Annotated in this window: 11 protein-coding genes; all 11 read right to left on the reverse strand. The window is 70.7% G+C overall.

Annotation, left to right across the window (positions count from 1 at the left end):
- Positions 1-3 precede the first annotated feature (3 nt).
- From ALIDE2_RS20110 to rsmH, 11 genes are read right to left on the reverse strand one after another with little or no spacing between them, the layout of a single operon-like run.
- A complete protein-coding gene (locus tag ALIDE2_RS20110; RefSeq protein WP_013520499.1) occupies positions 4-972 on the reverse strand; it encodes a D-alanine--D-alanine ligase in 969 nt (322 codons plus the stop codon).
- A complete protein-coding gene (gene murC / locus ALIDE2_RS20115) occupies positions 969-2,402 on the reverse strand; it encodes a UDP-N-acetylmuramate--L-alanine ligase (protein WP_013520500.1) in 1,434 nt (477 codons plus the stop codon). The genes ALIDE2_RS20110 and murC overlap by 4 nt, the downstream gene beginning before the upstream one ends.
- Positions 2,399-3,463 carry an undecaprenyldiphospho-muramoylpentapeptide beta-N-acetylglucosaminyltransferase gene (gene murG, locus ALIDE2_RS20120; RefSeq protein ID WP_013520501.1) on the reverse strand — a complete coding sequence of 355 codons (1,065 nt, stop codon included), beginning with the start codon at positions 3,461-3,463 and terminating at the stop codon, positions 2,399-2,401. The genes murC and murG overlap by 4 nt, the downstream gene beginning before the upstream one ends.
- The gene (ftsW, locus tag ALIDE2_RS20125; RefSeq protein ID WP_013520502.1) at positions 3,460-4,731 is read right to left on the reverse strand and encodes a putative lipid II flippase FtsW; all 1,272 of its coding nucleotides are present in this window, start codon (positions 4,729-4,731) and stop codon (positions 3,460-3,462) included. Before ftsW ends, murG begins: the two co-directional genes overlap by 4 nt.
- Entirely contained in the window at positions 4,728-6,509 is a 1,782-nt protein-coding gene (murD, locus tag ALIDE2_RS20130; RefSeq protein ID WP_013520503.1) for a UDP-N-acetylmuramoyl-L-alanine--D-glutamate ligase, read from the reverse strand. The genes ftsW and murD overlap by 4 nt, the downstream gene beginning before the upstream one ends.
- The gene (gene mraY, locus ALIDE2_RS20135) at positions 6,506-7,684 is read right to left on the reverse strand and encodes a phospho-N-acetylmuramoyl-pentapeptide-transferase (RefSeq protein ID WP_013520504.1); all 1,179 of its coding nucleotides are present in this window, start codon (positions 7,682-7,684) and stop codon (positions 6,506-6,508) included. The genes murD and mraY overlap by 4 nt, the downstream gene beginning before the upstream one ends.
- Positions 7,675-9,066, reverse strand: coding sequence for a UDP-N-acetylmuramoyl-tripeptide--D-alanyl-D-alanine ligase (locus tag ALIDE2_RS20140; RefSeq protein ID WP_013520505.1), 1,392 nt, complete (start codon positions 9,064-9,066; stop codon positions 7,675-7,677). Before ALIDE2_RS20140 ends, mraY begins: the two co-directional genes overlap by 10 nt.
- Positions 9,063-10,568, reverse strand: coding sequence for a UDP-N-acetylmuramoyl-L-alanyl-D-glutamate--2,6-diaminopimelate ligase (locus ALIDE2_RS20145; RefSeq protein WP_013520506.1), 1,506 nt, complete (start codon positions 10,566-10,568; stop codon positions 9,063-9,065). Before ALIDE2_RS20145 ends, ALIDE2_RS20140 begins: the two co-directional genes overlap by 4 nt.
- Positions 10,565-12,313, reverse strand: a complete 1,749-nt coding sequence (locus ALIDE2_RS20150) for a peptidoglycan D,D-transpeptidase FtsI family protein (protein ID WP_013520507.1) — start codon at positions 12,311-12,313, stop codon at positions 10,565-10,567. The genes ALIDE2_RS20145 and ALIDE2_RS20150 overlap by 4 nt, the downstream gene beginning before the upstream one ends.
- A complete protein-coding gene (ftsL, locus tag ALIDE2_RS20155; protein ID WP_013520508.1) occupies positions 12,310-12,624 on the reverse strand; it encodes a cell division protein FtsL in 315 nt (104 codons plus the stop codon). The genes ALIDE2_RS20150 and ftsL overlap by 4 nt, the downstream gene beginning before the upstream one ends.
- Positions 12,621-13,547 (reverse strand): 16S rRNA (cytosine(1402)-N(4))-methyltransferase RsmH, encoded by a 927-nt coding sequence (gene rsmH / locus ALIDE2_RS20160; RefSeq protein WP_013723001.1) that lies wholly within the window; start codon positions 13,545-13,547, stop codon positions 12,621-12,623. Before rsmH ends, ftsL begins: the two co-directional genes overlap by 4 nt.

The raw sequence follows: 13,547 nt of genomic DNA on the forward strand, positions 1-13,547 counted from the left end.
TGGTCACTTCCCCTGCAATGCGTCCAGCGACGCGCTGGCCAGGATGCGCAGGCACAGGTCGGGGTAGCTGATGCCGCTGGCCTTGGCCGACATGGGCACGAGCGAGTGGCCGGTCATGCCGGGAGAGGTGTTGATCTCCAGCAGAAAGGGCTTGCGGTCGCTCTTACGGACCATGATGTCGGCGCGCGCCCAGCCGCGGCAGCCCAGGGTGCGGTAGGCCTGAACCACGATGCGCCGGATCTCCCGCTCCTCGGCCTCCGGCAGGCCGCTCGGGCAGTGGTACTGCGTGACGTCGGTGAAGTACTTGTTCTGGTAGTCGTAGTTGCCCTCGGGCGCCACGATGCGGATCACGGGCAGGGCCTGCGCCGCATCGCCCTGGCCCAGCACGGGGCAGGTGGTCTCGTCGCCGTCGATGAACTGCTCGCACAGCACCTCGGGGTCGTGCTGCGCGGCGAGGCGGTAGGCCTGCTCGCACTGGCCCAGCGAGGTGACCTTGGTCAGGCCGATGGTGGAGCCCTCGCGCGAGGGCTTGACGATCATGGGCGAGCCCAGCTCTTGGAAGGCCTGGGCCGTCTCGGCGCTGCTGGAGACGAGCCGCCAGTCGGGCGTGGGCAGGCCCTCGAAGCGCCAGATGCGCTTGGTCATGATCTTGTCCATGGCGATGCTGGACGCCATGACGCCGGGGCCGGTATAGGGGATGCCCAGCAGCTCCAGCGCGCCCTGCACCGTGCCGTCCTCGCCGTGGCGGCCATGCAGGGCGATGAAGCAGCGCTGGTAGCCGTGGGTCTTGAGTTCCGACAGGTCGGCGTGCGCGGGATCGAACGCATGGGCATCGACGCCGCGCGCGCGCAGCGCCTGCAGCACGCCGCCGCCGGACATGAGCGAGACCTCGCGCTCGGCCGAATCGCCGCCCATGAGCACGGCCACCTTGCCCAGCGCCTGCACGTCGATTTTCAGGTCATTTTGGGTCATTGTGCCCGTCCTTCCTGCGCTGGCAGCTCATTTTTCTGAAGCATCTCGACGATCTTCGCGGGCACGCCGCCGATCGAGCCCGCGCCCATGCACAGCACCACGTCGCCGTCCTTCGCGCTGGCGGCGATGCGCTGGGGCATGTCGGCCACGTCGTCGATGAACACCGGCTCCACCGCGCCGGCCACGCGCAGCGCGCGCGCAAGCGACCGGCCGTCGGCCGCCACGATGGGCGCCTCGCCCGCGGCGTAGACCTCGGTGAGCAGCACGGCGTCGGCCGTGCCCAGCACCTTCACGAAGTCCTCGAAGCAGTCGCGCGTGCGGCTGTAGCGGTGCGGCTGGAAGGCCAGCACCAGGCGCCGGCCGGGGTAGGCGCCGCGCGCCGCAGCCATGGTGGCGGCCATCTCCACGGGGTGGTGGCCGTAGTCCTCGATGAGGGTGAAGCGCCCGCCGTCCTGCGCGGGCAGGTCGCCATGGCGCTGGAAGCGCCGGCCCACGCCGGTGAAGCCGGCCAGGGCGCGCAGCACGGCCTCGTCGGGCACGTTGAGCTCGGTGGCCACGGCGATCGCCGCCAGCGCGTTGAGCACGTTGTGCTCGCCCGCGAGGTTGAGCACCACATCCAGGTCGGGCAGCGTGACGCCGTTGCGCCGCTGCACGCTAAAGTGCATCTGCGTGCCCACGGCGCGCACGTCGAGCGCGCGCACCTCGGCGCCCTCCGACAGGCCGTAGCTCGTGACCGGGCAGGTCACGCTGGGCAGGATGTCGCGGATCGCCGGGTTGTCCACGCACAGGATGGCCGTGCCGTAGAACGGCATGCGGTGCAGGAAGTCCACGAACGCCTGCTTAAGCCGGCCGAAGTCGTGGCCGTAGGTCTCCATGTGGTCGGCGTCGATGTTGGTGACCACGGCCATCACAGGCAGCAGGTTGAGGAAGGATGCGTCGGACTCGTCCGCCTCGACCACGATGTACTCGCCCTGCCCCAGCTTGGCGTTGGTGCCCGCGCTGTTCAGGCGCCCGCCGATCACGAAGGTGGGATCGAGCCCCGCCTCGGCCAGCACGCTGGCCACGAGGCTGGTGGTGGTGGTCTTGCCGTGCGCGCCGGCGATGGCGATGCCCTTGCGCAGGCGCATGAGCTCGGCCAGCATCACGGCGCGCGGCACGACGGGGATCTTGCGCTCGCGCGCGGCCAGCACCTCGGGGTTGTCCTGCTGCACGGCCGTGGAGGTGACGACCGCGTCCGCGCCCTGGATGTGCGCGGCCGCATGGCCCACGTGGGTGGCCACGCCCAGCGCGCGCAGGCGGCGCAGCGTGGGGCTGTCGGCCAGGTCCGAACCCGAGACGCCGTAGCCCAGGTTGTGCAGCACCTCGGCGATGCCGCACATGCCCGAGCCCCCGATGCCGACGAAGTGGATGTGGCGAATGGCTTGCTTCATACGGCTAACTCCTCGCAAGCGGCAACCACCTCGCGGGTGGCCTGGGTCTTTTGCATGTTTTTTGCCTTCAGCGCCCGTTCCATCAGCGCGGGGCGCTCCATATTCAATAGCATTTCGGCCAGCCCGCGCGGCGTCAGGTCGGCCTGCTGCACGAGCCAGCCTCCGCCCGCGTCCACGAGGAAGCGCGCGTTGGTCGTCTGGTGGTCGTCCACCGCGTGCGGGAACGGCACGAACACCGCGGCCGCGCCCACGGCGGCGATCTCGGTGACGGTGCTCGCGCCCGCGCGGCAGACGATCACGTCGGCGGCGGCATAGGCTGCGGCCGTGTCGTCGATGAACGGGGTGAGCTCGGCCTGCACGCCCGCAGCCTCGTAGCTGGCGCGCAGCTGCTCGATCTGCGCCGCGCCGCTCTGGTGCGTGACGACGGGACGCCGCCCCTCGGGGATCAGCGCGAGCGCCTGCGGCACGATCTCGTTGAGCGCGCGCGCGCCCAGGCTCCCGCCCACGACCAGCAGCCTGAGCGGCCCCTGGCGGCCCGCAAAGCGCTCGGCCGGGCCGCTTTGCTGCGTGAACGCCGTGCGCAGCGGATTGCCCACCCACTGCCCCTTCTTGAAGACGCCAGGGAAGGCCGTGAAGATGCGGTCGGCCACGCCGGCCAGCACCCTGTTGGCCATGCCCGCGACCGAGTTCTGCTCGTGCAGCACCAGCGGCCTGCCGGCCAGCACGGCCATCATGCCGCCGGGGAAGGTGACGTAGCCGCCCATGCCGAGCACCACGTCGGGCCTGACGCGCCGCACCACGGCCAGCGCCTGCCAGAACGCGCGCAGCAGCCTGAGCGGCAACAGCGCCAGCGTGACGAGGCCCTTGCCGCGTACGCCCGAGAAGTCGATGGTCTCCACGTCGAAGCCATGCTGCGGCACGATGCGCGACTCCATGCTGCCCGGCGTGCCCAGCCAGCGCACCAGCCAGCCGCGCGCGCGCAGCTCCTCGGCCACGGCCAGCCCCGGGAAGATGTGGCCGCCGGTGCCGCCGGCCATGATGAGGGCGGTTTTCTGCGTCACGTACGCCCCCCCCTCATCAGCAATTTGTTCTCATAGTCCACGCGCAAGACCACCGCGATCGCCACGAGGTTCATGAGGATGGCCGAGCCGCCGAAGCTCATGAGCGGCAGCGTGAGCCCCTTGGTGGGCAGCGCGCCCAGGTTCACGCCCATGTTGATGAAGGCCTGGAAGCCCATCCAGATCCCCACGCCCTGGGCCACCAGGCCCGAGAACACGCGGTCCAGCGCAATGGCCTGGCGGCCGATCTGCATGATGCGCCGCGTGAGCCACAGGAAGCACACGATGAGCACGAGCATGCCCACGAGGCCGAACTCCTCGCCGATCACGGCCAGCAGGAAGTCGGTGTGCGCCTCGGGCAGCCAGTGCAGCTTCTCCACGCTGCCCCCTAAGCCCACGCCGAAGATCTCGCCGCGGCCGATGGCGATGAGCGCGTGCGAGAGCTGGTAGCCCTTGCCCAGCGCGTGCGCCTCGCTGAACGGGTCGAGGTAGGCGAAGATGCGCTCGCGCCGCCAGGGGCTGGTCATCACGATGACGGCGAAGGCCGCCACCAGCACGGCGGCGATCAGGAAGAACATGCGCGCGTTCACGCCGCCCAGGAACAGGATGCCCATGGCGATCACGGCGATCACCATGAAGGCACCCATGTCGGGCTCGGCCAGCAGCAGCGCGCCCACCAGCGCCACGGCCACGCCCATGGGCAGCACGGCGCGGAAGAACCGCTCCTTGACCTCCATCTTGCGCACCATGTAGTCCGAGGCGTAGACGAGCACGGTGAACTTGGCCAGCTCCGACGGCTGGAAGTTCATGATTCCCAACGACAGCCAACGCCGCGCGCCGTTGACCACCGTGCCCACGTGCGGGATCAGCACGGCGACGAGCAGCGCGATGGAGGCCACGAACAGCCACGGCGCCATGCGCTCCCAGCTGTTCATGGGCACCTGGAACGCCAGCAGCGCGGCCACGAAGCCCACGCCTATGGCCACCACGTGGCGCACGACGAAATGCGTGGGCGCGATGTTGCCGAAGCGCGGGTTGTCGGGCATGGCGATGGAGGCCGAATACACCATCACCACGCTGAAGGCGAGCAGCAGCACCACCACCCACAGCAGCGCCTGGTCAAAGCCCAGCACGCGCGCGGGCGTGGCCGTGGTGCGGCGGTATTCGGTGCCGCCCACGCGCACGGGCAGCACGTCGGCCGTCTTCGCCGGCTGCGCGCCGGCCAGGGCGCGCAGGCGCTGCCAGAGGCTGGGGCGTGCGGCGGCGGTCATGCGTGCCCCCCTTCGAGCGGCTGGCCCGCGTCCTCGGCCAACGCCTGCACGGCCGCGACGAACACCCGGGCGCGGTGGCCATAGTTGTCGAACATGTCCAGGCTGGCACAGGCCGGCGACATCAGCACCGCGTCGCCCGCATGGGCGCGCTGGCTGGCCAACTGCACGGCCTCGGGCAGCGTCGCGGCATCGAGCAGCGGCACGCCGCAGCCTTCGAGCGCGGCGCGGATCTGCGGCGCGTCGCGGCCGATCAGCACCGCTGCGCGGGCGTAGCGCGCCACGGGCGCGGCCAGCGGCGAGAAGTCCTGGCCCTTGCCGTCGCCGCCCAGGATGAGCACCAGGCGCCGGTCCGCGCCCAGGCCGGTGAGCGCGGCCACGGTGGCGCCCACGTTGGTGCCCTTGCTGTCGTCGAAGTACTCCACCTCGCGCACCATGCCCACGGGCTCCACGCGGTGCGGCTCGCCGCGGTATTCGCGCAGGCCGTAGAGCATGGGCGCGAGCGCGCAGCCCGCCGCCTGTGCGAGCGCCAGCGCGGCCAGCGCGTTCAGCGCGTTGTGGCGGCCGCGGATGCGCAGCGCGTCGGCGGGCATGAGGCGCTGCACGTGCAGCTCGGCCTCCTGCACCTTGCCACGGCGCGCGGTCTCGTCGGCATCATGCGCGCGCACGAGCCAGGCCATGCCGCTCACCACCTCGATGCCGAAGTCGCCGGGGCGCTGCGGCATGTCGCCGCCGAAGGTCACGTGGGCGCGCAGCTGGGGTTTCTGCAGCTTCACGCGCACGGGCGGCGGCAGCATGTCCATGACGAGCGGGTCGTCGCGGTTCAGGATCATCAGGCCCGCCGCCCCGAAGATGCGCGCCTTGGCCTGGGCATAGGCCTGCATGCTGCCGTGCCAGTCCAAGTGGTCCTGCGTGACGTTGAGCACGGTAGCAGCCGTGGGCTCGAAGCCCTGCGCGCCGTCGAGCTGGAAGCTCGACAGCTCCAGCACCCAGACCTCGGGCAGTTGGCCCGCATCCAGGCGCTCGCCCAGCGTGTCCAGCAGCGTGGGGCCGATGTTGCCGGCCACGGCCACGCTCTTGCCCGCGCAGTCGACGAGCAGGCCGGTGAGCGAGGTGACCGTGGTCTTGCCATTGGTACCCGTAATGGCGAGCACGGCGGGTGCGTAGCCGTGGCGCGTGCGCAGCTCGTGCAGCGCTTCGGAATACAAGCTTAATTCGCCTCCAACGATTATCTGACGTGCGCTTGCAGCTATCACGACAGGAGCAACATCGGTCGGCGCCAGGCCCGGCGAGCGGTAGACCGCATCCAGCGCGTGGCCCTCGACCAGCGCGGCGCCGAAGGGCCCGGCGATGAATTCGAGCTGCGGCAGCTCGGCGCGCAGCTGGGCGAGCTGCGGCGGGTTCTCGCGCGTGTCGGCCACCGTCACCTGCGCGCCGCAGCGCGCGCACCAGCGCGCCATCGCCAGGCCCGAGGTACCCAGCCCCAGCACCAGCACGCGGCGGCCCGCCATGTAGCCGAGAGCCTCGCCGGGGTGGATGGCCGGGAGCCGGCTTTCGCTTTCGGGCGCGGCGCCGGCCTCTTCCTGCGGGGGCTGCTGCGGCTGCGCGGCGGGCTCTTCGGCGCCGCCCATGTCCGAGAAGATGCGCGCGACGAACTCCTTGGCCTGGTCCGCGGCGGAAACGGCCGGTGCCTGGTAGTCGAACGCGGGCGCAGCCGCCGGGGCCGCCGCTTCGGGAGCGGGCGTCTCGGGGTTCAGGGGATCGGGGCGCTCGTCGTTCATCGCAGTTTCAGGGTGGACAGGCCCACGAGGCACAGCAGCATGGTGATGATCCAGAAGCGCACGACGACCTGCGTCTCCTTCCAGCCGCTCTTCTCGAAATGGTGGTGCAGCGGCGCCATCCTGAGCAGGCGCCGGCCCTCGCCGTAGCGGCGCTTGGTGTACTTGAACCAGGTCACCTGCAGCATCACCGACAGGGCCTCGACCACGAAGATGCCGCCCATGATGGCCAGCACGATCTCCTGGCGCACGATGACGGCGATGGTGCCCAGCGCCGCGCCCAGGGCCAGCGCGCCCACGTCGCCCATGAAGACCTGGGCCGGGTGCGCGTTGAACCACAGGAAGGCCAGGCCCGCCCCGGCCATGGCCGCGCAGAAGATCAAGAGTTCGCCCGAGCCCGCGATGTGCGGGAACAGCAGGTACTTGGCGAAGCCCGCGTTGCCCGTCACGTAGGCGAAGATGCCCAGCGACGAGCCGACCATGATCACCGGCATGATGGCCAGGCCGTCCAGCCCGTCGGTCAGGTTCACGGCATTGCTCGCGCCCACGATCACGAGGTAGGTGAGCACCACGAAGCCCAGCACGCCCAGCGGGTAGCTCACCTCCTTGAAGAAGGGCACGAGCAGGCCGGCCTTCGGGGGCAGGTCCAGCGAGAAGCCCGAGCGCACCCAGGTGACGAACAGCTCGAACACGCGCGCGTTGGAGTTCTCGGAAATGCAGAACACCAGGTAGAGCGCCGCGGCCAGGCCGATCACGGACTGCCAGAAATACTTCTCGCGCGAGCGCATGCCCTCGGGGTCCTTGTTGACCACCTTGCGCCAGTCGTCCACCCAGCCGATGGCACCGAAGCCCAGCGTGACGACCAGCACGATCCACACGAAGCGGTTGGACAGGTCGAACCACAGCAGCGTGGACAGCGCGATGGAGCCCAGGATCATCACGCCGCCCATGGTGGGCGTGCCGCTCTTGGACAGGTGCGACTGCATCGCATAGCCGCGGATGGGCTGGCCGATCTTCAGCGCGGTCAGCATGCGGATGACCCTGGGGCCGGCCATCAGGCCGATGAGCAGCGCCGTCAGGGCCGCCATCACCGCGCGGAAGGTGAGGTACTGGAACACGCGCAGGAAGCTGAAGTCGGGCGACAGGCCCTGCAGCCATTGGGACAGCATCAGGAGCATGCGTCCTCCTCTTCGATGGCCTGCACCACCCGTTCCATCTTCATGAACCTCGACCCCTTCACCAGCACGCTGCCCACCCCGGGCAGTTGTGCGCGCACCGCCGCTATCAGCGATGCCATGTCCTCGAAATGCCGCGCCCCCGCCACGTGGGCGCTGAGCGCGCCCAGGGCGAACACCTGCTCTATGCCTCTGCTGCGCGCATGGGCGCCGGCCTCGGCATGGAACTGCGGCCCCTGCCCGCCCACCTCGCCCATGTCCCCGAGCACCAGCAGGCGCGGGCCGGGCAGCTCGGCCAGCACGTCGATGGCGGCGCGCACGGAGTCGGGGTTGGCGTTGTAGCTGTCGTCCACCACCGCGATGGCGCGGCCCTGGCAGCGCACCGCGAACGCGCGCGAACGCCCCTTGACCGGCTCGAAGGCCGCCAGGCCCCGGGCGATGGCGGCCAGCGGCGCGCCGGCGGCCAGGGCGCAGGCGGCGGCGGCCAGCGCATTCGTGACGTTGTGCCGCCCGGCGATGGAGAGAAGCGTGTCGAACGCGCCCTGGGGCGTCTGCACGCGCAGATGCCAAGCGCCGTCCTGCCACTGTGCGTGCGCGCAGCGCACGTCGGCCGCGTCGCCGCCGAAGGTGATGCAACGGTGCGCACCCGCCAGCTCGCGCCACAGCGGCGTGAACGCATCGGCGGCGGGGAACACCGCGACGCCGCCGGCACACAGCGCGGCCAGCACGCTGCCGTTCTCGCGCGCCACGGCCTCCACCGTGTGCATGAACTCCAGGTGCTCGCGCTGGGCGTTGTTGACCAGGGCCACCGTGGGCCGCGCGATGCCGGCCAGGTAGGCGATCTCGCCCGGGTGGTTCATGCCCAGCTCGACCACCGCCGCCTCGTGCGCGGGGCGCAGGCGCAGCAGCGTGAGGGGCAGGCCCACGTCGTTGTTGAAGTTGCCCTGCGTGGCCAAAGCCGCATCGCCTTTCCAGGCGCGCAGCACAGAGGCAATCATCTGCGTGACCGTGGTCTTGCCGTTGCTGCCGGTCACTGCGACCAGCGGCAGCGTCCGCTGCGCGCGCCAGCCGGCGGCCAGCACGCCCAGGGCGGCCAGCGTGTCGGGCACCTCCACGCCCGGCAGGCCCGCTGCCTCCAGGGCGCCATGGGCGATGGCGGCGGCAGCGCCTGCCGCGCGCGCCTGGGGCAGGAGGCTGTTGGCGTCGAAACGCTCGCCCTTCAAGGCCACGAACAGGTCGCCCGCGGCCAGCGTGCGCGTGTCGGTGTGCACGCGCATGAGCGGCGTGGCGCCGTCGCCCACCAGGCGCGCCGCGGGTATGCGCGCGCGCAGCAGATCGAAGGCCTGCCGCAGGGTCATCATGGGGGTCGTGCTGGTGTGGCTCATGCTGCGGCTCCTCGGCGCGCGAGCGCGGCGCGCGCATGCGCCATGTCGGAAAACGGCTGGCGCTGGCCGGCCGTCTCCTGGTAGTCCTCGTGGCCCTTGCCGGCGATCAGCACCACGTCGGCGGCTTCGGCCTCGGCCACGGCCAGGCAAATAGCGGCGGCGCGGTCTTCCTCGGCGCGCACGCTGGTACCGGCGATCGTGCCCAGCAGGATCTGGTGGATGATGGCACGCGGGTCCTCGCCGCGCGGGTTGTCGCTGGTGACGATGACGCGGTCCGCCTCGCGCTGCGCCACGGCGCCCATCAGCGGGCGCTTGCCCGCGTCGCGGTTGCCGCCGCAGCCGAACACGCACCACAGCCGGCCGCCGCGCTGCGCCGCCATGGGCCGCAGCGCCGCCAGCGCCTGGTGCAGCGCGTCGGGCGTGTGAGCATAGTCCACGGCCACCAGGGGCTGGCCCGCGAAGGCCAGTTGCTCCATGCGGCCGGGCACGGGCGCGAGCCGCGCACAGGCGTCGAGCGCCTGCGCCAACGGCACGCCCAGGGCGCGCATGCCGGCAATCACACCCAGCAGGTTGGACACGTTGTACAGGCCGATGAGCCGCGTCTGCAGCGGCAAGGCCTGCGCGCTCTCGGCCACGGTGAAGGCCAGGCCCGCGCCGCGGTGCACGATATCCCGCGCCTGCAGCCGCGCCGGGCCCTGGATGGAGACGCTCCACAGGTCCAGACCGCCTCCCTGCAGTTCGGCATGGAGCCGCGCGCCATGCGCGTCGTCGATGTTGACCACGGCCGCGCGCAAGCCGGGCCAGTCGAACAGCACGCGCTTGGCCTGCCAGTAGGCGGCCATGTCGGAGTGGTAGTCCAGGTGGTCCTGGGTGAGGTTGGTGAACAGCGCCACGCTTATCTGCGTGCCGGCCAGGCGCTGCTCGGCCAGGCCGATGGACGAGGCCTCGATGGCGCAGGCCCCCAGCCCCTCTTGAGCGAACTGCGCGAAGGCACGCTGCAGGCGCACGGGGTCGGGCGTGGTCATGCCGGTGCTGCTCAGTCCGGGCGGTACGCCTATCCCCAAAGTGCCCACCAGGGCGCACCCCGCAAGCGCGGGCAGCTCCTTTTTCGATAGTCCGTTGAGCGCATCGGCGAGCCACCAGGCGGTGCTGGTCTTGCCATTGGTGCCGGTCACGGCCAGCACCTGCAGGCGTTCGCTGGGCCGGCCGAACCATTGGGCCGCGATGAGCCCGGTGGCTGCCTTGAGGCCGGGAAGCGCCGCGATGTGCTCGCCCGCGAGGCCGAAAGGCTCCACGTCCTCCTGCTCCACCAGGCAGGCCACGGCGCCACGCGCCATGGCATCGCCCACGTGGGCACGCCCGTCGGTGGCCGCGCCGGGCCAGGCGATGAAGGCGTCGCCGGGCGCGACGAGCCGGCTGTCGGTCTGCAGCGTGCCCGTAACGCGCGCGCGCAGCCAGGCCACGGCCGCGTCCACGGATGCCAGTGCCTGCGGCGCGCTCACAGCGACTCCTCCACTGCGTTGGTGACGATCAGCGGCTTGACGGCCATGTCGGGCGCCACGCCCATCATGCGCAGCGTCTGCTGCACCACCTCGCTGAACACGGGGGCGGCCACGGCGCCGCCGTAGATCACGCCGTTGCTCGGCTCGTCGATCATCACGGCGACGATGATGCGCGGCTTGTCGATGGGCGCCAGGCCCGTGAACCAGGCGCGGTACTTGCCCGAGGCATAGCTCTTGCCCACCTGCTTGCGCGCCGTGCCCGACTTGCCGCCCACCGAGTAGCCCACGGTCTGCGCCTTCTGGCCCGTGCCGCCGGGGCCGGCGGCCATCTGCAGCATCTTGCGCACCTGGTTGGCGGTGCGCTCGGAGAACACCGGCACGCCCACGGCGGGCTGGTCGGTCTTGAGCATGGTGGCGCCGATCACCTTGCCGCCGTTGGCGAACACGGTGTAGGAGCGCGCCATCTGGAACAGGCTGGCCGACAGGCCGTAGCCGTAGGACATGGTGGCCTGCTCCACGGGCCGCCAGCTCTTGTACGGGCGCAGGCGGCCGCTGACCGCGCCGGGGAAGGCGATCTGGGGCTTCTGCCCGAAGCCCACGGCGGAGAAGGTCTCCCACATCTCCTGCGCGGGCATCTGCATGGCGATCTTGGTGGTGCCCACGTTGCTCGACTTCTGGATCACGCCCTCCACGGTGAGCACGCCGTAGTTGTGCGTGTCGCTGATGGTGGAGCCCGTGATGGTGATGCGCCCGGGCGTGGTGTCGATCACGGTCTCGGGCCGCACGCGCCCGCTGTTGAGCGCCAGGCCTATGGTGATGGGCTTCATGGTCGAGCCAGGCTCGAACACGTCGGTGAGCGCGCGGTTGCGCAGCTGCTCGCCCGTCAGGTTCACGCGTTTGCCGGGGTCGTAGCTGGGGTAGTTGGCCAGCGCCAGCACCTCGCCCGTGTGGGCGTCGAGCACCACCACGCTGCCGGCCTTGGCCTTGTGCTCGGTCACGGTGTCGCGCAGCTTCTGGTAGGCGAAGAACTGCACCTTGCTGTCGATCGAGAGCTGCATATCCTTGCCGTCGACAGGCGGCACATCGGCGCCCACGCCCTCGACCACGCGGCCCAGGCGGTCCTTGATCACGCGGCGCGAGCCGGGCTTGCCGGCCAGCTCCTTGTCGAACGCGAGCTCCATGCCCTCCTGGCCGTGATCCTCCACGTTGGTGAAGCCCACCACGTGCGCGGCGGCCTCGCCCTCGGGGTACTGGCGCTTGTATTCCTTGCGTTGGTAGATGCCCTTGAGCCCCAGGGCATGGATCTGCTGGCCCACGTCCCAGTCGAGCTGGCGCTTGATCCACACGAAGGTCTTGTCCTCGTCGGCCAGCTTGGCCATGAGCGCGGGCAGGGGCATGCCCATGAGGCGCGCCAGTTCCTTGAGTTTGGCGCGCACCTCGGGCTTGTCGGTCTCCACGTCCTCGGGAATGGCCCAGATGCTGGCCGCCGGCACGCTGGAGGCCAGGATCAGGCCGTTGCGATCGAGGATGCGGCCGCGGTTGGCCGGCAGCTCCAGCGTGCGCGCGAAGCGCACCTCGCCCTGGCGCTGGAAGAAGGCGTTGCCGAACACCTGCACGTAGGCGGCGCGCCCGGCCAGCGCCAGGAAGCCCAGCGCCATCAGCGCCACGATGAAGCGGCTGCGCCACAACGGCGTACGGCTCGCCAGCAGGGGGCTGGAGGTGTAGTTCACACTGCGGCTGCTCATGGCCTGCCCCCCGCCGCCACGGGCGCCGCGGGCGCCACCACGGGAGCGCCGTCGGCCGTCACGTACTGGGTAATGGCCGGCGTGGCCGTGCGCATCTGCAGCTTGTCGCGCGCCAGGCGCTCCACGCGCAGCGGCGTGGCCTGGGCGCGCTTTTCCACCTGCAGGCGCTGGTGCTCGGTCTCCAGGCGCCGCGATTCGGCGAGCGCGCGGTCGAGCTCGGTGTACAGGCGCCGCGACTGGTACTGCGTGTGCACGAGGTAGAGCGCGCTGGCCATCACGGCCAGCAGCAGGACCACGCCGATCCTGGTCATGCCGGCACCTCCGTGCGCTCGGCCACGCGCATCACGGCGCTGCGCGCGCGCGGGTTGGCCACCACCTCGGCAGCAGAGGGCTTGACGCGGCCCAGCGCCTTCAGGCGCATGGGCGTGGGCGCGGCGAACGGCGCCCGGCGGTCGAACATCTCCTTGGAATGCCGGGCGATGAACTGCTTGACGATGCGGTCCTCCAGCGAATGGAAGCTGATCACGACCAGCCGCCCTCCGGGCGCGAGCACCGTGAGGCTCGCCTCTAGCGCCTGTTGCAGCTCCTCAAGCTCGGCGTTGATGAAAATCCGAAAAGCCTGAAATGTGCGCGTTGCAGGGTTCTGGCCCGGTTCGCGGGTCTTGACCGCGCCAGCCACGATGTCGGCCAGCTCGGCGGTGCCGACAATGGGGCCGCCCTGCGTGCGCCTAGCAACAATCGCCTTTGCAATGGGGCCAGCAAACCGTTCTTCACCGTAGTCACGTATCACCTCCGCAATCTGCGCCGCCTCGGCCCCCGCGAGCCACTCGGCCACGCTCTGGCCGCGCGTCGTGTCCATGCGCATGTCCAGCGGACCGTCGAAACGGAAGCTGAAGCCCCGCGCCGGATCGTCGATCTGCGGCGAGCTGATGCCCAGATCCAGCAGCACGCCGGCGACGCTGGCGGCGGGCAGCTCGCCCAGATGGCTGAACCCCTGGTGCTGAATGGAAAAGCGCGCATCGTGGATGCGCGCCGCTTCGTGAATGGCCTCAGGGTCCTTGTCGAAGGCCACGAGGCGCCCCTGGGCGCCAAGCCGCTGCAGGATGAGCCGCGCGTGCCCTCCCCGTCCGAACGTGCCATCGACGAAGGTCCCGACGGGCGCTGCTGCGCCGCCGAGCAGGGCGTCGACCGCCTCGCTGGCCAGGACCGTGGTGTGTTGCAGGGGCTGGTTCAC

The sequence above is a fragment of the Alicycliphilus denitrificans K601 genome, from assembly GCF_000204645.1.
Lineage (GTDB): Bacteria > Pseudomonadota > Gammaproteobacteria > Burkholderiales > Burkholderiaceae_C > Alicycliphilus > Alicycliphilus denitrificans.